Annotated in this window: 18 protein-coding genes and 1 tRNA gene; 18 read left to right on the top strand and 1 reads right to left on the bottom strand. The window is 62.9% G+C overall.

Translation table 11 applies throughout. From position 1 onward, the window contains the following. The first annotated feature begins 82 nt into the window (after window positions 1-82). From ACFWXH_RS04930 to ACFWXH_RS04855, 16 genes are all read left to right on the top strand, one after another. A complete protein-coding gene (locus ACFWXH_RS04930; RefSeq protein WP_244483500.1) occupies window positions 83-553 on the top strand; it encodes a tripartite tricarboxylate transporter TctB family protein in 471 nt (156 codons plus the stop codon). A gap of 3 nt (window positions 554-556) precedes the next feature. After that, complete coding sequence (locus ACFWXH_RS04925) at window positions 557-2,068, top strand: tripartite tricarboxylate transporter permease (RefSeq protein ID WP_054313119.1); 1,512 nt, start codon at window positions 557-559, stop codon at window positions 2,066-2,068. 93 nt (window positions 2,069-2,161) lie between these two features. Beyond that, window positions 2,162-3,010: an alpha/beta fold hydrolase gene (locus ACFWXH_RS04920; protein ID WP_379118043.1), complete on the top strand. Its 849-nt coding sequence runs from the start codon at window positions 2,162-2,164 to the stop codon at window positions 3,008-3,010. A 160-nt stretch (window positions 3,011-3,170) separates the two neighbouring features. Continuing rightward, the gene (locus ACFWXH_RS04915) at window positions 3,171-4,196 is read left to right on the top strand and encodes an ABC transporter substrate-binding protein (protein ID WP_379118041.1); all 1,026 of its coding nucleotides are present in this window, start codon (window positions 3,171-3,173) and stop codon (window positions 4,194-4,196) included. Window positions 4,197-4,306: 110 nt separating this feature from the next. Further along, the gene (locus ACFWXH_RS04910) at window positions 4,307-5,806 is read left to right on the top strand and encodes a sugar ABC transporter ATP-binding protein (protein ID WP_379118039.1); all 1,500 of its coding nucleotides are present in this window, start codon (window positions 4,307-4,309) and stop codon (window positions 5,804-5,806) included. Beyond that, the gene (locus ACFWXH_RS04905) at window positions 5,806-6,789 is read left to right on the top strand and encodes an ABC transporter permease (protein ID WP_054313123.1); all 984 of its coding nucleotides are present in this window, start codon (window positions 5,806-5,808) and stop codon (window positions 6,787-6,789) included. The genes ACFWXH_RS04910 and ACFWXH_RS04905 overlap by 1 nt, the downstream gene beginning before the upstream one ends. Beyond that, window positions 6,786-7,775, top strand: coding sequence for an ABC transporter permease (locus ACFWXH_RS04900; protein ID WP_379118037.1), 990 nt, complete (start codon window positions 6,786-6,788; stop codon window positions 7,773-7,775). The genes ACFWXH_RS04905 and ACFWXH_RS04900 overlap by 4 nt, the downstream gene beginning before the upstream one ends. A gap of 5 nt (window positions 7,776-7,780) precedes the next feature. Beyond that, window positions 7,781-8,800, top strand: a complete 1,020-nt coding sequence (locus tag ACFWXH_RS04895; RefSeq protein WP_379118035.1) for a LacI family DNA-binding transcriptional regulator — start codon at window positions 7,781-7,783, stop codon at window positions 8,798-8,800. Between the two features lie 26 nt (window positions 8,801-8,826). Beyond that, window positions 8,827-10,065 carry a Gfo/Idh/MocA family protein gene (locus tag ACFWXH_RS04890; RefSeq protein ID WP_379118033.1) on the top strand — a complete coding sequence of 413 codons (1,239 nt, stop codon included), beginning with the start codon at window positions 8,827-8,829 and terminating at the stop codon, window positions 10,063-10,065. A 152-nt stretch (window positions 10,066-10,217) separates the two neighbouring features. Continuing rightward, window positions 10,218-10,886 (top strand): GntR family transcriptional regulator, encoded by a 669-nt coding sequence (locus ACFWXH_RS04885; protein ID WP_379118031.1) that lies wholly within the window; start codon window positions 10,218-10,220, stop codon window positions 10,884-10,886. Between the two features lie 92 nt (window positions 10,887-10,978). Continuing rightward, on the top strand, window positions 10,979-11,545 hold the full coding sequence (locus ACFWXH_RS04880) for a biotin transporter BioY (protein ID WP_379118029.1): 567 nt from the start codon (window positions 10,979-10,981) through the stop codon (window positions 11,543-11,545). Next, window positions 11,542-12,615 (top strand): biotin synthase BioB, encoded by a 1,074-nt coding sequence (bioB, locus tag ACFWXH_RS04875; RefSeq protein ID WP_379118027.1) that lies wholly within the window; start codon window positions 11,542-11,544, stop codon window positions 12,613-12,615. Before ACFWXH_RS04880 ends, bioB begins: the two co-directional genes overlap by 4 nt. Further along, a complete protein-coding gene (bioD, locus tag ACFWXH_RS04870) occupies window positions 12,612-13,235 on the top strand; it encodes a dethiobiotin synthase (RefSeq protein ID WP_379118025.1) in 624 nt (207 codons plus the stop codon). Before bioB ends, bioD begins: the two co-directional genes overlap by 4 nt. A 138-nt stretch (window positions 13,236-13,373) precedes the next feature. After that, window positions 13,374-13,676: a DUF982 domain-containing protein gene (locus ACFWXH_RS04865; RefSeq protein WP_379118023.1), complete on the top strand. Its 303-nt coding sequence runs from the start codon at window positions 13,374-13,376 to the stop codon at window positions 13,674-13,676. A 123-nt stretch (window positions 13,677-13,799) separates the two neighbouring features. Continuing rightward, window positions 13,800-13,885: transfer RNA gene (locus tag ACFWXH_RS04860), tRNA-Leu, on the top strand. 90 nt (window positions 13,886-13,975) lie between these two features. After that, window positions 13,976-14,290: a hypothetical protein gene (locus ACFWXH_RS04855; RefSeq protein ID WP_379118021.1), complete on the top strand. Its 315-nt coding sequence runs from the start codon at window positions 13,976-13,978 to the stop codon at window positions 14,288-14,290. Between the two features lie 26 nt (window positions 14,291-14,316). Here the strand turns inward: ACFWXH_RS04855 and ACFWXH_RS04850 are convergent, their stop codons facing one another. Beyond that, the gene (locus ACFWXH_RS04850) at window positions 14,317-14,898 is read right to left on the bottom strand and encodes an NUDIX domain-containing protein (protein WP_379118019.1); all 582 of its coding nucleotides are present in this window, start codon (window positions 14,896-14,898) and stop codon (window positions 14,317-14,319) included. A 149-nt stretch (window positions 14,899-15,047) separates the two neighbouring features. Between ACFWXH_RS04850 and ACFWXH_RS04845 the strand changes: the two genes are divergently transcribed. Together ACFWXH_RS04845 and ACFWXH_RS04840 are read left to right on the top strand one after the other, a co-directional pair. Next, window positions 15,048-16,151: an NADH:flavin oxidoreductase/NADH oxidase gene (locus ACFWXH_RS04845; protein ID WP_379118017.1), complete on the top strand. Its 1,104-nt coding sequence runs from the start codon at window positions 15,048-15,050 to the stop codon at window positions 16,149-16,151. A gap of 102 nt (window positions 16,152-16,253) precedes the next feature. Beyond that, window positions 16,254-16,505 (top strand): DUF2188 domain-containing protein, encoded by a 252-nt coding sequence (locus ACFWXH_RS04840; RefSeq protein WP_054313134.1) that lies wholly within the window; start codon window positions 16,254-16,256, stop codon window positions 16,503-16,505. The last annotated feature ends 14 nt before the right edge of the window (window positions 16,506-16,519 follow it).

Genomic DNA, 16,519 nt, shown 5'->3' with positions numbered 1-16,519 from the left:
GCTGCCTTGGTCGTAGCGCGGCAACGCAAGCGACTCTCGGCCGGAGATGAATAAAGCGAAGTCCCGGCGTCAGGAGGGAACTGTGAACAAACTTTCCATCGATCCGACGAACGGAGCGTGCGGGGCGATCTTCGTCGCTGCCGGCCTGTTCTTCGGCTATCAGTCACTGGGCCAGGAGATCGGCACCGCCTTTCGCATGGGGCCGGGTTATTTCCCGCTTGTCTTGGCTGCAATTTTGATCCTGCTCGGCGCCATCATCGCCATCCAGGCGACCCGTGTCGCCGGCGAGCCGATCGGTGCGATCGCCTGGCGCGGCATGTTCTTCATTCTGCCCGCGCCGATCTTTTTCGGGCTCACGGTGCGTGGGCTGGGCTTTGTGCCTGCGCTGTTCTTCACCGCGCTGATCGCAGCCTTCGCCTCGCAGCGCATGCGGCCCGGCACCGCGCTGATTGTCGCGCTGGTCCTAACCATCTTCTCCACCATCGTGTTCAGCTATGCACTCGGCCTGCCGTTCCAGCGGTTCGGGCCGTGGTTGTCTTGGGTGGGAGCCTGAGCCATGGAGCTTTTCGACAATCTCGCACTCGGCTTCGTCACTGCTTCGACGCTGTGGAACCTGCTCTTTTGTCTGGTCGGCGTGCTGCTCGGTACGCTGATCGGCGTTCTACCCGGCATTGGCGCAACAGCGACAATCGCCATGCTCTTGCCAGTGACCTTCCAGATCGGCGATCCGGTTTCGTCGCTGATCATGCTGGCCGGCATCTATTACGGCGCGCAATATGGCGGCTCCACCACGGCCATCCTGATCAACATGCCGGGTGAATCCTCTTCCGCCGTCACCGCCATCGACGGCTACCAGATGGCACGTAAGGGCCGCGCCGGCGCGGCGTTGGCCACTGCCGCCCTCGGTTCCTTCTTTGCCGGCACCGTGGCGACCTTCCTGGTCGCGCTGTTTGCGCCGCCGCTCACAAAAATCGCATTGCAGTTCGGCTCAGCTGAGTATTTTTCGCTGATGGTCGTGGGACTGGTCTCCTCGATCGCACTCGCCCATGGTTCGGTGATCAAGGCGCTCGCCATGGTCGTGCTCGGCCTGCTGCTCGGCCTCGTCGGTTCCGACATTTTCGAGGGCACGCCACGTTTCACGCTCGGTATCCGCGAGTTCGCGGACGGATTGAACTTTGTCGCCGTGGCGGTCGGCGTATTCGGCGTCGCCGAAATCCTGCGCAACCTCGAGAACGAACACGATCGTTCGGTGATGATCCGCAAGGTGACCGGCTTGATGCCGACCCGCGAGGATTTCCGGCGCATGGCGGCTCCCGTCCTGCGCGGAACCGGCCTCGGTTCGGTGCTTGGCATCCTGCCCGGCGGCGGTGCCATTCTGGCCTCCTTCGCTTCCTACACGCTGGAAAAACGCGTCGCCAGAAATCCGGAGGAATTCGGCAAAGGCGCGATCGAAGGCGTGGCGGGCCCGGAATCGGCCAACAATGCCGCAGCGCAGACCTCGTTCATCCCCATGCTGACGCTGGGCATCCCCGCCAACCCGGTCATGGCGCTGATGATCGGCGCCATGATCATCCAGGGCATCGTGCCCGGACCCGACGTCGCCGCCGAACGGCCGGCGCTGTTCTGGGGACTGATCGCTTCGATGTGGATCGGCAACCTGATGCTGATCGTGCTCAACCTGCCGCTGATCGGGCTGTGGGTAAGGCTGCTGACCGTGCCGTATCAGGTGCTGTTCCCGGCGATCATGGCGTTCTCGGCCATCGGCGTCTATTCGGTGAAGTCGAGCGCCTGGGACCTCTATTCGGTCGCCTTCTTCGGCTTCTTCGGTTACGTGCTCGCCAAGCTGCGCTGCGAGCCGGCGCCTCTGCTGCTCGGCTTTGTGCTCGGCCCGCTGTTCGAGGAAAACCTGCGCCGCGCCATGATCCTGTCGCGCGGCGATCCGTCGATCTTCGTCACCCGGCCGATCAGCGCCATCCTGCTCCTGGCGGCGGCTCTCGTCCTGGTCGTGGTCCTGCTGCCTTCGGTGCGCAAGAAGCGCGAAGAAGTGTTCGTCGAGGAGGATGCCTAAGGCATTTGTCGGATAGCGGCCGCAGTGCGGTCGCTGTTGACTTTCCAGAAGGGAAGGCAGTTGATCTCGCCTTCCCTCCCGGAGGATTGCCCGATGTCGCGTTTGTGGACTGCCCTGACCGTCACTGCCTTCATGCTGTTTGCCGGCGCAGCAACCGCCGAGGAACGCTGGCAGACCCTGCCCGAGCCGGCACCGATGCCCAAGGCCGAGGAAAGCGGCTACGCACCCGTCAACGGCATCCAGATGTATTATGCGGTTTACGGCAAGGGCGATCCGGTTCTGCTGATCCATGGCGGGCTGGGTCACGCCGACATCTGGTCAAGCCAGGTGACGGAACTGGCCAAGACGCACAAGGTGATCGTCGCCGACAGCCGCGGCCATGGCCGCTCGACCCGCACGGAAGAGCCCTTCGGCTACGACCTGATGGCTTCGGATTACGTTGCCCTGCTCGACCACCTCAAGATCGATAAGACCGCCCTGGTCGGCTGGAGCGACGGCGGCATCATCGGCATCGACCTTGCCATGAGCCATCCCGACCGGCTGACGCGGGTGTTCGCGCAAGCAGCCAATGTCACCACGGATGGCGTGGATCCAGGCGTGCTGACCAACAAGACCTTCGCCGCCTATATCGAGCGTTCCGGCCGCGATTACAAAAAGCTGTCCAAGACGCCCGATCAGTACGACGCCTTCGTCGGTCAGATCAGCAAGATGTGGGAAACCCAGCCGAACTGGAACAAGGAACAAATCGCCAAGATCACCACGCCGATTGCCGTCGTTGCAGGCGATCATGATGAGGCGATCAAGCGCGAGCACACCGACGCCATGGCCAAGATGATCCCTGGTGCCGCGGAAGTCATCCTGCCCAATGCCAGTCACTTCGCGATGCTGCAGGCGCCGGATGAATACAACAAGGCCGTGCTCGACTTCATCGATGCCAAATAAGACGCCGCTGTCCCGTCGACCACGGACAGCGCCCTAGCCTGCTCCTTCCAGTCACCTCTGCCGCACAACGAAAATCGCGCTGAAAAGCCGTGAAACCGCTATTGAAATCGATTTCATTCCTGATAATGTCGCCGCCGTCGCACTCAGGGAGGATCAAAAAATGAAGAAAGCGATCGTATTAGCTTTGACGGCCAGCACGGCACTGGCCGTGTCGGCGTTTTCCACCTACGCAGCGGATTTCAAGATCGGCCTCTCCAATGGCTGGGTCGGCTCCGAATGGCGCACGCAGATGATCGAGGAAGCCCAGGCCGCTGCTGCCGCCTGGAAGGACAAGGGCGTCAATGTCGAGGTCGTGGTGCAGAGCGCCAATGTCGACGTGCCCGGCCAGATTGCTCAGGTACGCAATTTCATGAGCCAGGGCGTCGACGCCATCATCATCAATCCGAACAGCCCGACCGCCTTCGACCCGATCTTCAAGCAGGCCAAGGACGCCGGCATCCTGGTGATCGCCACCGACTCGGAAGTGTCGTCGAAGGATGCCACCTATGTCGGCATCGACCAGAAGGCCTGGGGAGCTGCCGGCGCCAAGTGGCTGGCCGAGACGCTCGGCGGCAAGGGCAATGTCGTGGCCATCAACGGCGTCGCCGGCCATCCGGCCAACGAGATGCGGGTTGCCGGCTACAAGGAAGTGTTCGGCCAGTATCCCGACATCAAGATCGTCAACGAAGTGAACGCCAATTGGGACCAGGCGCAGGGCCAACAGGCCATGCAGAATCTGCTTGCCACCTACCCTGACATCACGGGCGTTTGGGTGCAGGACGGCATGGCTGCCGGCGCCTGGAAATCCATCATCGACGCCAACAAGCAGTCCTCCATCGCCGCGACCGGTGAAATCCGCAAGGACTTCATCGATCTGTGGAAGAAGGACAAGCTGAATTCCGGCGCTTCGGTGAACCCGCCCGGCGTCATGGCCAGCGCTCTCAACGTCGCTGTTCCGATGCTGCAGGGCAAGGAACTGAAGGAACCGGCGACGGCCGGCCAGTATGGCAACGCCATGTATCTGCCGATCCCCTTCATCGACAACAAGAGCCTCGACGAAGCGGTGAAGGCGGTGGACAGCAAGCCCGGCTACTACTCCTTCACCAGCCAGCTTTCGATCGAAGACGCTGAAAAGCTCTTCAAATAACCGGTCTCCGGACCTCCGCCCGGCTGCTTATGCACCGGGCGGACCTGGGCCGATTTTTCAAGTAAGCTGATAGTCCGGGGAGAGCCCCGACAGCCGGAGGAACGGCTTCGATGTCCGAACTTATCGTTCGCGGCGCACGCAAGGCCTATGGCGCAACGGTTGCGCTGAGCCGAGGCGACCTGCATCTCAAACCTGGCGAAGTGCACGTGCTGATCGGCTCGAACGGGTCGGGCAAGAGCACGCTGTGCAAGATCGTCGCCGGCAGCGTGAAGCCGGACGCCGGCGAAGTTCTGCTGGACGGCAAGCCTGTCACCATCGACGGTCCGCGCGCAGCACGGGCACTCGGCATCGGCATCTTCTACCAGGAACTCAGCCTGGCCGCGCGTCGCACGGTGGCCGAGAACATCCTCCTGCCGGCAATGCCGGTGAAGGGCGGCATCTTCGTCGACCGGACCGAGCTCGAGGAACGGACAGCCAGGATTATCGCCGAATTCCAGGACGTCGCCGGCGAAGGCTTTGCCGCCGATGTGACCGTGGACAGGCTGCGCGCCGATCAGCGCCAGCTGGTCGAAATCATGAAGGCCCTGGCCACCGACGCGCCTATTCTCATCTTCGACGAACCCACCTCCGCGCTCGACCGCGCCCAGGTCGAGCGCTTCTTCGAGATCCTGCGCCGCCTGAAACAGGAGGGTCGCGCCATGGTCTTCATCTCGCACCGCATGGACGAGATCTTTTCGATCGGCGACCGTGTCACCGTCATTCGAGATGGCGCGACTGTCGCGTCCTCAGCCATTGCCGAGACGAACGCCGATGAAGTGATCCGGCAGATGGTGGGTGAACGTGAAGCGCTGTCGGCTGAAAGCAAACCTCCTGTACCAGCCGCGGCAGGTGAACCCATGCTGTCCGTGGCCAATCTCAACGGCGTCGGTTTCCGTGACGTTTCCTTCACGGTCGGCAAAGGCGAGATCCTGGGCTTCGGCGGATTGCATGGCCAGGGTCAATCTTCGGTGCTGCGCGCCATTTTTGGCGCCCTCGCCCACAACGCCGGCACGATCGAGGTCAACGGCAAGGCTTGTGCCGCACGCTCGCCAGCCGAGGCCATCCGCAACGGCATTGCCTATGTCTCCGGCGATCGCGGCCGTGACGGCACGCTGACCGGCCGCCCGATCCTGGAAAACGTCACGCCGATCCATTTCCTGCGCAACAGGTTGCATCTCGCGCGCCCCGGCGCACTCGCCACGCTGGCCGATGGACCGCTGAAGGCACTGAAGACCAAGTTCCAGGATATCAGCCAGCCGGTGAATTCGCTGTCCGGCGGCAACCAGCAGAAGGTGGTGATCGCGCGCTGGTTGATCGATCGTCCCGCGATCCTTCTGCTCGACGACCCGACCAAGGGCATCGACCTGGCCGCGAAGTCGGACCTTTTCCAGCTCATCCGTTCCCTGGCGGCCGAGGGCATGGGCATTGTGCTTTATTCTTCGGAGGACGCCGAGTTGCTCGCCAATGCCGATCGTATCCTGGTCTTCAATTCAGGCGTGGTGACGCGCGAACTGCAGGGCGAAGACCGGACCCGCTACAATCTTTATCACGCCGCATATGAGGCTGCCTGATGAGCAACGCAGCCACCCAGACCAATACCGGCGGCCTTGGCCGCCTGATCCGCCGCTATCCTTTCCTGCCGGCGCTGATCATTCTCGTCCTGCTTCTGGCCCTCAACGGCATTTTCGAGCCGCGCAGCCTGAGCTTCCGCTCGATGACCGGGCTCATCTCGACCTACCTGGCGCTGATGATGCTCTCGGTGGCGCAGACCTATGTCGTCTTTTCCGGTGACATCGACCTGTCGGCAGGAAGCATCGTATCGCTGGTCAATGTCTCGGTGATCGTGCTGATGCAGAAATGGGGCGGCGACGGGTTCAGCGTCATCGCGGCCTGCCTGGTCGGCGCGCTGATCGGCCTGGCCTGTGGGTTGATCAACGGCATCGTCGTCGCGGGTCTGAGACTGCAGGCGATCGTCGCCACCTTCGCAACCTCCATTTTCTTCACCGGCCTGGCCCTCACCGTCTTGCCGGTGGCCGGCACGCCGGCGCCCGAGGCCTACTGGACGACCTATGGCGGCCGCTTCCTCGGCATTCCCTTCGTGTTTTATGCCGTCGCAGCAGTGGCAATCCTGCTCGCGATCCTGATGCGCATGCGTTTGACCACGCAGATGCTGGCAGTCGGCGATGACCAGCAGGCCGCGTTCCAGAGCGGGCTGCCGGTGACCGCAATCCGCATCAAGGGCTACGTCTTCTGCGGCCTGTTCGCGGCGCTCGCCGCACTCTGCATCACCGGCGACACCGCAAGTGGCGATCCGCTGGTCGGCGGCAAGATGACACTTTATTCGGTCGCCGCCGTCGTCCTGGGTGGTTCCGCGCTGGCTGGCGGGTTCGGCACGGTGACGGGTTCGCTGATCGGCGCCCTCATCATCGGCCTCATCAATGCCCTGGTCTTCTTCGTCGGAACGCCTTCGGAATGGCAGAACTTCGTGCAGGGCCTCGCCATTCTGCTGGCCCTCATGACCGGTATCCTCGTCAGCCGCGGAGCACGGGCATGAGCACCGACGCCCTCCCCTCCAAATCAGGCGGGAACGCCGCGCTGGCTTTCGCTAAGAAGCCGCTCGTGGTGGCGCTGATCCTGATCGTGTTGCTGCTTGCCGTCGGCGAGTGGCTGTCCCCGGGCTTCGCCTCGCCGGGACAGGTCCTCAGGCTGCTGATTGTCGCTGCCCTGCTCGGCATCGTCGCGGCCGGCCAGAACCTGGTCATCCTCGGTGGCCGTGAAGGCATCGACCTTTCGGTCGGCGGCATCGTTTCGCTGGCCGCGATCCTGGCCGGCAATGTCATGAACGGCGCGGATGGCGGCATCCTGCCGGCGATCCTTGTCTGCATCGTCGTTGGAGGCCTGTTCGGCCTCATCAACGGTGTCGGCGTGACACTGCTGCGCATCCCGCCGCTGGTGATGACGCTCGGCATGCTCGGCGTGCTGCAAGGCCTGCTGGTGGTTATCCGCAACGGCATCCCCTCCGGGCGCGCCGCGCCTGGCCTTTCAGACTTCGTCGTCAAACCGTTCCTGCTCGGCCTGCCCGGCATCATCTGGCTCTGGCTGCTGATCGGGCTTGCCATGGCCTTCCTGCTGCGCCGCACCGTGTTCGGTTACCGCGTCTATGCGATCGGCTCCAACGAGCAGGCCGCTTTCATGGCCGGCGTGCCAGTGAAGACGATCCGCGTCGCGCTATTCATGCTGTCAGGTGTCTTCGCGGCCATCGCCGGCATGTGCCTGCTTGGATATTCGGGCTCCTCCTTCGCCAATGTCGGCGAGCAATACATGCTGCCCTCGATCATCGCCGTTGTGCTGGGCGGCACGCCGCTGTCCGGTGGCAAGGGCGGCTACACCGGCACGATGGCCGGCGCCGTGCTGCTTGTCCTGCTCCAGAGCATCCTCACCACGGTGCACATCGACGAAGCCGGCCGGCAGATGGTGTTCGGCGCGACGCTGGTGGCGCTGATGCTGTTCTATGGACGCGCCAAGGCGATGCGGGGCTGATCGGCATGGCCGGCCCTGCCAAGATCAAGGACATCGCCGCGCGCGCGGGCGTCTCGCCCGCCACGGTCTCTCGCGCGCTTTCCGATACCGGCCTGGTGGCTGAGCCGACACTGTCGCGCATCCGAGAAGTGGCGCAGATGCTGAACTACCGGCCCAATGTCAGTGCCCGCAACCTGCGCACCCAGAAATCCATGGCCGTTCTGATGGTGGTGCGTGACGTCGGCAACCCCTTCTATCTCGAGATTATGAAGGGGGTAGAGGCAACCGCCCGTGCCGCCGGCTATTCAGTGCTGATGGGCAATACCGAAAACAACGCCGAGCGCGAGGTCGAATATTTCGACATGCTGCGCGACGGCCATGCCGACGGCATGATCCTGATCACCGGCAAGCTGCCGTGGCCGGCCGAGGAAAGTCGGTCGCATCTGCAGGGCCTGCCGGTGGTGGTGGCGCTGGAAACGATCGAAGGCATGGGGCTGCCGCATGTGCAGATCGACAATGTCGGGGCCTCGCGTGCCGCGGTCGAGCACCTGATCGGGCTCGGTCATCGCGCCATCGCCCATATCTGTGGCCCCGTCCCTGAAATCATGGCCGTTCGCCGCCGCGAGGGTTTTCGCCAGGCGATGCAGGCCGCGGGGCTCGCCATACCGGACGGTTACGAACCGGTCGGTGACTATCTGCTGCCTTCGGGGGAAACGCTCTGTCGCGCGCTGTTCGACCGGCCGAACCGGCCGACAGCGCTATTCGTCGCCAACGACGAAATGGCCTTCGGCGCAATCAACGAATTGCGCCGGCTGGGCCTCGACGTGCCCGGTGACGTTTCGGTGGTCGGGTTCGACGACCTGTTCCTCAGCCAGGCCTTCTATCCGCCGCTGACAACCGTGCGCCAGCCACGCGCGGAGATCGGACAGGAAGCGATGCGGCAGTTGTTGCGGGTGCTCGCCGGAGAAGAGATCGAAGTCGAGACACTGGAAATGCCGACGGTGCTGCAGATCCGTGGCTCGACCGCCCGGCCAAAACCAATCTGAAAGACAAGAAGCAGGAAAGGACGACCATGGCACAGCTGCCGAAGGAGAGATTGCGCGTCGGTTTCGTGGGCACGGGCTTCATCGCCCAGTTTCACCTGAAATCGCTGGTCGGCGTGCGCAACATCGATGTCGTCGGCGTCTACAGCCGCAGCAACGAAAAGCGGGAGCACTTCGTCAAGCTGGCCGATGAACTCGGTCTCGGTTCCTGCAAAAACCACGACAGCCTGGAAAGCCTGCTTGGCGACCCGACGCTCGATGCCGTCTGGATCCTGTCACCGAACTACACGCGCCTCGACGTCATGCGCACGCTGCATGCCGAGATCAAGGCCGGCCGATCCAAGGTGTTCGCCGTCGCCTGCGAGAAGCCCCTGGCGCGCACCGTTGCCGAAGCGCGCGAAATGGTGCGGCTCGCCGAAGATGCCGGGCTGAACCACGGCTATCTCGAAAACCAGGTGTTCGCGACGCCGGTCATCCGCGGCAAGGAGATCATCTGGCGGCGCGCCGCCTCTACCACCGGCCGTCCCTATCTCGCCCGCGCGGCGGAAGAGCATTCCGGCCCGCATGAAGCCTGGTTCTGGCAAGGCGACAAGCAGGGCGGCGGCGTGCTGTCGGACATGATGTGCCACAGCCTCGAAGTCGCGCGTCATCTGCTCACGGCGCCGGGAGCGGCGCGGGGTTCGCTGAAGGTCAAATCGGTCAATGGAACCGTCGCCAACCTCAAATGGACGCGCCCGCATTATGCTGACGATCTTGCCCGCCGCTTCGGTCCCGGCGTCGATTACCGCAACCATCCCTCAGAGGATTTCGCGCGCGGCGTGGTGGCGTTGGAAGACGAAGCCGGTAACGACCTGATGATCGAAGCCACGACGTCCTGGGCATATGTCGGGGCCGGCCTGCGCATCCAGCTCGAACTGCTCGGCCCCGAATATGCGATGGAATTCAATTCGCTGGGCACCGGCTTGAAGATCTTCATGTCACGCGCGGTGCAAGGCTCGGAAGGCGAGGATCTTGTCGAGAAGCAGAATGCCGAACAGGGCCTTATGCCGGTGCTGGAGGACGAGGCTGGTGTCTATGGCTACACCGACGAGAACCGTCACATGACCGAGTGTTTCCGCAAGGGCGAGACGCCGCTGGAAACCTTCCATGACGGGCTTGCCGTCGTGGAAATGATGATGGGCCTCTACAAATCGGCGGAAACCGGCGAGACGGTGCGTTTCCCGGCACCGGAGCTTGAGCACTATGTGCCGCCGGTGGCGCGCCGCTGACAACGCAGATCCGGATTCCTTGGGCAAGGTGCCATTCGCACCCTGCCTCTCTTTTCGGCACGAAGGGGAATGGGGCTTGTCCCGTCCCTTTGTGCTGTGGCTTATCCGGCCAACCAATCGACAAGCCCTGCGCACCAAATTATCTATGAAACATGGGCGCACAAAAAGAAGACACTCTCGCGGTCCGCATCTCGAAGACGCTGGCCGATCGCATCATCGCAGGTAAGATCGAGCCCGGCTCACGGCTGCGGCAGGATCACGTCGCCGAGGAATTCGGTGCCAGCCATGTCCCCGTGCGCGAGGCCTTTCGCAGGCTGGAGGCACAAGGCCTCGCGGTCAGTGAACCGCGCCGAGGCGTGCGTGTTGCCAGCTTCGACCTAGCCGAAGTGAAAGAAGTGGCGGAAATGCGCGCAGCCCTCGAGGTGCTGGCGTTGCGCCACGCCGCGCCACATCTGACGCCTGCCATTCTCGACGCGGCCGAAGAAGCCACCAAGGCCGGCGACAATTCGCGTGACGTGCGCTCCTGGGAAGAGGCGAACCGGCGCTTCCACCGTCTCATCCTGGAACCCTGCTCCATGCCGAGGCTGCTATCGGCCATCGACGACCTGCATGCCGCCAGCGCCCGCTTTCTTTTCGCCGCATGGCGATCCGACTGGGAAGCACGCACCGATCACGACCATCGCACTATCCTTTCCGCCTTGCGCAAGGGCCAGATCGATGCGGCCTGCACCACGCTGGCCGGTCATGTTCAATGGATCGGCCGTCGACCCCAGAAATCGGCCAGCGGCGGCGTCCGCGACGCTTTCGCGATCGTTGGATAAAAATATCTATAATCCTATTGCGACTCGTTTCCTTTTGTGGATTCACTGTAGATATAGATCATAAATTATCTATAATTTACGAAAGGAAGACCATGAGCCAGACCCTCACGCTGCGCGGCATCAAGCCGCGCGAGGCGGCAAGAACTGTTGGCATCATCATCGCGGGCGTCGCCCTGATCACGCTCTGCGCCAAGCTGCGCATTCCGTTCTGGCCGGTGCCGTTGACCTTGTACACGCTGGCGGTCATGGGCATTGCGGTCGCCACCGGCCCGCGCATGGCGACAGCCACCTTCTTCACCTTCCTGGCGGTAGGGGCAGCCGGCTTGCCGGTGTTCTCCGGCTCGCCTGAGCGCGGTATCGGCCTCGCCTACATGATGGGCCCGACGGGCGGCTACCTGCTGGGCTATCTCTTCGCCAGCTGGTTGACCGGCTGGCTGGCCGAGGGCCGGCAGATGTTCGGCCGCATCATGGCCATGCTGGCAGGCCTTGCAGTGACTTACGCAGTCGGCCTGCCCTGGCTCGGCCTGTACATCCTCGCCAAGGATGTCATTCCGCTGGGCTTTACCCCCTTCATTCTGGGCGACCTCATCAACATCGCCATGGTCGCCGTCGGTTCGGCCATGATCCCGGCACGTCTGCTGGGAAAGATCGGCCGGTGAGTGCGTCCGTAACGCCGGATCGCTCGTCTCTTCCTGAGACGAGCGATGTCCGTACCGACTGGACACAGGCAGAAGCGGAAGCGATCTACGCCTTGCCGCTGCCCGACCTGCTCCATCGGGCGCAAAGCGTTCACCGCAGCCGCTTCGACCCGACCGTGGTCGAAACCGCCAGCCTGCTCAGCGTCAAGACAGGCGGCTGTCCGGAAGATTGTGGTTACTGCTCGCAGAGTGCGCATCACAAGACCGGCGTCAAGGCGACCAAACTGATGGCGGTGGAGCGCGTGCTCGAGGAGGCACAGCGCGCCAAGGCCGGCGGGGCAACACGGTTCTGCATGGGTGCTGCCTGGCGCAGCCCGAAAGACCGTGACATGGACCGGGTTTGCGCCATGATCGAAGGCGTCAGGGCGCTGGGCATGGAAACCTGCATCACCCTCGGCATGCTGACGGGGTCCCAGGTCGAACGGCTGAGGGAAGCGGGCCTCGATTACTACAACCACAACATCGACACTTCCCGGGAATACTATCCCGAGATCGCCACCACCCGCACCATCGATGACCGTCTGGAGACGCTGGCACTGGTACGCTCCGGCGGCATCAAGGTCTGTTCCGGCGGCATTGTCGGCATGGGCGAAACCATGACGGACCGCATCGCCATGCTGGTCATCCTGGCCACGCTCGAGAGGCACCCGGAAAGCGTTCCGATCAACATGTGGAACGAAGTCCGGGGTACGCCGGTGATGGAGAAGAGCCGGCCGCTGGAGCCGATCGCCTTCGTGCGGCTGGTCGCGCTGGCGCGCATTCTGATGCCGGAAAGCGTGGTGCGGCTTTCGGCTGGTCGCCATGCCATGAGCGATGAATTGCAGGCACTCTGCTTCCTGGCCGGCGCCAATTCGATCTTCACCGGCGACGTGCTTCTGACCACCGGCAATCCGGAGCGCAACAAGGACTTCGCGCTGCTGAAAAAGCTCGGCATGCGTGCCGCCGAAGCACCGGTCCATGCAGGCACCGGGCCGGATCAGAAATACCGCTCTCAGCCATCCCCGCCCTTGTCCGCGACTGGCGCGCTTTGAATACGCGCATCGTCGTCACCGGCACCGATACCGACATCGGCAAGACGGTCTTCGCCGCAGGACTGACCAGCCTGCTCGGAGCATCTTACTGGAAGCCGGTGCAAGCCGGACTTGGCGGAGAGAGCGACAGCGAAACCGTAATGCGGCTCGGCGACGTTTTGCCGGGCCGTATCCTGGCCGAGGCATGGCGGCTGAACACACCCGCCTCTCCACACCATGCTGCGGCGATCGACGGCGTCACGATCATCCCCGAAGAGTTGAATGTACCGGAAGTCGATGGGCCGCTGGTTATCGAAGGCTCCGGCGGTGTGCTGGTGCCACTGACACGGACCGCCACCTTCGCCGACATCTTCGCACGCTGGGAATTGCCCGTGGTCCTGTGCGCGCGCACCCGGCTCGGCACCATCAACCATACGCTTCTGTCACTGGAAGCACTGCGCGCCCGCAATGTTCCGGTCCTGGGAGTTGCCTTTATCGGCGGCGCCGAACCCGAGACCGAAAGCATAGTCTGCGAGATCGGCAGAACCAGAAAACTGGGACGCCTGCCCATGCTCGACCCGCTGACGCCCGCAGCGTTGCGGCAGGTCTTCACCGCTGCCTTTTCGGCTGACGACTTCTGAAAACTCAATCAGCGAATTGAGTTCGATCGAAGATGGGTATAGGCAAGGAACCACTACCGCGTTGGAACGTTCATGTGCGTTCCCTGCCGAGGCCGGCGTTCGTTTTGGCCTCCTTTCCATTTTCAGAAAGGCCTTCCCATGCACAATTTGCTGGCGTTCACGCCTGTCACCGTTACTGCAGAAGTTGGCGATAAGCGCGAAATCTCTTCGATTTGCGACATGATCGAATTCCTGACCGAGTGGGCCAAGACCGGCGAAAGCAAGACCTGGGAAATTGCGATGAAGGCCTGCAACGCCGCCCGGGCGGGAGAGCTCGACCCTCAGATCGCGCGGGACGCGTTTCTTGCCTTTGCCCGACGTTCCAAGATCCTCGTTCCCGAGGATACCAAAAACATCACTGTTAAGCCCAGCGTTGCAGGATTCGGTGGATTTGCCGTCTAGCACGGCGCCAATAGCCTCTACGCGCCAATAGCCTCTACGCACTTGCTCGACGTGCACAGCAGTTCGCCACGACGCAAAACATGTGTTGACTACGCACGCTAACTAATTGAAGTGACGGCAAGTGCGGACGTGGCGGAACTGGTAGACGCAAGGGACTTAAAATCCCTCGATCCTCGATCGTACGGGTTCGATTCCCGTCGTCCGCACCATACCGCCAACGACGCAGGTTCTTCTCAGCCGTTTCCTTTCGCAAACGATCTTGCTAGCCTGTCGTCATGAAAGCGATCGCCCCGAGGCCCATGGCAACCGCGTTTCTGCTTGGCCTGCCCTTGCTGGCGGGCTGCGGCTCGATGAAATCGGTCGACCCGGCGCAATACGCATCGATGAACTGCACCGAGCTCAATGTAGCGCTGGGCGAGTTGGCGACAGGCGTCACGTCCACGGCGATCAGCCGGGGCAATATCTCGAACACCCGCATCCCGTTCTGGCTGCCCGGCGGACAGAAAGCGGTCTCCGTGCTCAAGGATCGGCGAACGGCGGAAATCGAACGCCTGCAGGCGCAGGAGGCAGCCATCGAAGCAAGTCGCAAGCAGCGCTGCCGGGGCGAGCTCTAAGATAGCCGACGTGGCTTGTCCTCATCCTAGCCGAACAGCGTCGGGTTCAGCTTCAAATGCTGCAGCAGAAGAATCGTCTTGGCGTCGATGATGCGGCCGTCGGAAATCGCGGCCATCGCTTCGTCGACCGGCATTTCGAGCACTTCGATGTCCTCGCCCTCTTCCGGAGCGCCACCGCCTTCCGAAATGCGATCGGCCGGCGAATAACGCGCCGCGAACAACCATAGACGCTCGGTAACACTGCCGGGGCTCATATAGGGCGTGAACAGCAACTTCACGCCGTTCAGCTGATAGCCGAGCTCCTCTTCCGCCTCCTTGCGGATACAGGTCTCAGGATCATTCTTGTCCAACAGGCCAGCGCAGACTTCGATCAGTGGCTCCTTGTGACCGGTGACAAAGGCCGGCCAGCGGAACTGCCGCACCAGCAGCACCGTGCCGCGGTCGGGATCGAAGGGAAGGATAGCCGCCCCGTCACCACGATCATAGGTCTGGCGCACCTGAGTCTCCCAAAGACCATCGCGACGGCGGTAGTCGAAGGTGGTCTTTTTCAGGATGGCCCAGTCGTCGGAAAGGATTTCCTGCGTACGGATGCGGATGCGGTCGTCCATGCTTGCCTCGTTTCGGGGAATGGGCTGGGATAGCGTGCGATGAGCCGGACCGCAATGACGTCTGGTGGACTAGGCCGGGCGGCCTTGCAGCCATCTGGCACGCAAGGCAGCCGCAGCCTAGAAGAAGATCACATCAAACCGGAGCCATCATGACAGCCGCCCTCTTCCAGCCCATTTCGCTCGATGGCCTCGAATTGCCGAACCGCATCGCCGTGGCGCCGATGTGCCAATATTCGGCAGATGACGGCTCGGCCACCGACTGGCATCTCTACCACTGGATGAACCTTGCCATGTCGGGCGCCGGCATGGTCACGGTGGAGATGACCGATGTCGAGCGACGGGGCCGCATTTCCCATGGCTGTCTCGGCCTCTATTCGGATCACAATGAAGCAGCAGCCAGGCGCACACTGGATGCAGCCAGGCGGGTCGCGCTGCCGGGGGCCAAATTCGGCGTGCAGCTTGCCCATGCCGGACGCAAGGCCTCCTGCCAGCGGCCTTGGGAAGGCGGTGGCCCGCTGAAGCCGGAGCAGGATCCATGGCCGGTCGTTTCAGCCTCAGCCCTCGCTTACGACACCGGCTGGCAGGTGCCACACGAACTGAGCGACGAGGAAGTCCTTGGTGTCATCCAGCGCTTTGCGGACGCCGCAAAACGCGCCGATCGCGCCGGCTTCGACTTCATCGAACTGCACGCCGCCCATGGCTACCTGATCTTCCAGTTCCTGTCGCCACTCTCCAACCGGCGCACGGACCGCTGGGGCGGTTCGCTGGAAAACCGCATGCGTTTTGCGGTTGAGGTCGCCAGGGCCGTAAAGGCGGCAGCGCCGAGGCTGACACTGGGCGCGAGGCTTTCGGTAAAGGAATGGGTGGATGGCGGCTTCGACGTGCCGGACGCGATCGAAGTGGCGAAGGCGCTGAAGGATGTTGGTCTCGCCTATCTGTGCTGCTCCAGCGGCGGTAATTCTCCGCTTCAGAAGCTGCCGACCGGCGCAGGCTACCAGGTGCATCTGGGCGAAGCCGTCCGCAACGCGGTCGGCATCACCACGCGCACCGTTGGCCTCATCACCGATCCGGAGCACGCCAATGCTGTCGTCGCTGAAGGGAAAGCGGACATCGTGGCACTTGGACGGGCTTTCCTGGCTGACCCGCGCTGGGGTTGGCGCGCGGCGGCAAGTCTCGGCGAAAAGATCCAGCCGGCGCCGCAGCTCGCCCGCGCGGTCACCACCATGGAGCATTGGATCCGCGATGAGGACTGATTGGCCCGGCTCGCTTGCCGGCAAAGCAGGGTAAAAGGTTGAAATCCGTTTCAAAGTGCAGGAAAGTCTCAGCCAGGAGGAGTGCCGTCACCGGAGGCTGTCATGGCGAAGTTGACCTACAAGATCATCGAGCACGATGGGGGGTGGGCCTACAAGGTTGGCGACACCTATTCGGAAACCTTTCCGAGCCATTCCGATGCCCTTCAGGCCGCCAGAATCGCTTCCTCGGAACAGCAGATCGCCGGCCAGACCGACGGCATCGAATATGAGGACACCAACGGCAAGTGGCATTCGGAACTTGCCGACGGACGCGACAGGCCGGAAACCGAAGTGCAGGACGACCCGGCTGTCTGATCACGACCTCTCGG

The sequence above is a fragment of the Mesorhizobium sp. NPDC059054 genome (assembly GCF_042739215.1).
Taxonomy (GTDB): Bacteria; Pseudomonadota; Alphaproteobacteria; order Rhizobiales; family Rhizobiaceae; genus Mesorhizobium.
Note: the sequence above shows the minus strand (reverse complement) of the source record. Positions and strands in the feature narration are given on the sequence as shown.

What these genes read in the sequence shown, in the direction of transcription:
- ACFWXH_RS04910 (WP_379118039.1), top strand. Translation starts at nt 4,307, where the DNA reads ATGTCCGAACTTATCGTTCGCGGCGCACGCAAGGCCTATGGCGCAACG.
- ACFWXH_RS04895 (WP_379118035.1), top strand. Translation starts at nt 7,781, where the DNA reads ATGGCCGGCCCTGCCAAGATCAAGGACATCGCCGCGCGCGCGGGCGTC.
- ACFWXH_RS04855 (WP_379118021.1), top strand. Translation starts at nt 13,976, where the DNA reads ATGGCAACCGCGTTTCTGCTTGGCCTGCCCTTGCTGGCGGGCTGCGGC.
- ACFWXH_RS04905 (WP_054313123.1), top strand. Translation starts at nt 5,806, where the DNA reads ATGAGCAACGCAGCCACCCAGACCAATACCGGCGGCCTTGGCCGCCTG.
- ACFWXH_RS04920 (WP_379118043.1), top strand. Translation starts at nt 2,162, where the DNA reads ATGTCGCGTTTGTGGACTGCCCTGACCGTCACTGCCTTCATGCTGTTT.
- ACFWXH_RS04865 (WP_379118023.1), top strand. Translation starts at nt 13,374, where the DNA reads ATGCACAATTTGCTGGCGTTCACGCCTGTCACCGTTACTGCAGAAGTT.
- ACFWXH_RS04885 (WP_379118031.1), top strand. Translation starts at nt 10,218, where the DNA reads ATGGGCGCACAAAAAGAAGACACTCTCGCGGTCCGCATCTCGAAGACG.
- ACFWXH_RS04925 (WP_054313119.1), top strand. Translation starts at nt 557, where the DNA reads ATGGAGCTTTTCGACAATCTCGCACTCGGCTTCGTCACTGCTTCGACG.
- ACFWXH_RS04845 (WP_379118017.1), top strand. Translation starts at nt 15,048, where the DNA reads ATGACAGCCGCCCTCTTCCAGCCCATTTCGCTCGATGGCCTCGAATTG.
- ACFWXH_RS04850 (WP_379118019.1), bottom strand. Translation starts at nt 14,898, where the DNA reads ATGGACGACCGCATCCGCATCCGTACGCAGGAAATCCTTTCCGACGAC.
- ACFWXH_RS04890 (WP_379118033.1), top strand. Translation starts at nt 8,827, where the DNA reads ATGGCACAGCTGCCGAAGGAGAGATTGCGCGTCGGTTTCGTGGGCACG.
- ACFWXH_RS04880 (WP_379118029.1), top strand. Translation starts at nt 10,979, where the DNA reads ATGAGCCAGACCCTCACGCTGCGCGGCATCAAGCCGCGCGAGGCGGCA.
- ACFWXH_RS04840 (WP_054313134.1), top strand. Translation starts at nt 16,254, where the DNA reads ATGGCGAAGTTGACCTACAAGATCATCGAGCACGATGGGGGGTGGGCC.
- ACFWXH_RS04915 (WP_379118041.1), top strand. Translation starts at nt 3,171, where the DNA reads ATGAAGAAAGCGATCGTATTAGCTTTGACGGCCAGCACGGCACTGGCC.
- ACFWXH_RS04900 (WP_379118037.1), top strand. Translation starts at nt 6,786, where the DNA reads ATGAGCACCGACGCCCTCCCCTCCAAATCAGGCGGGAACGCCGCGCTG.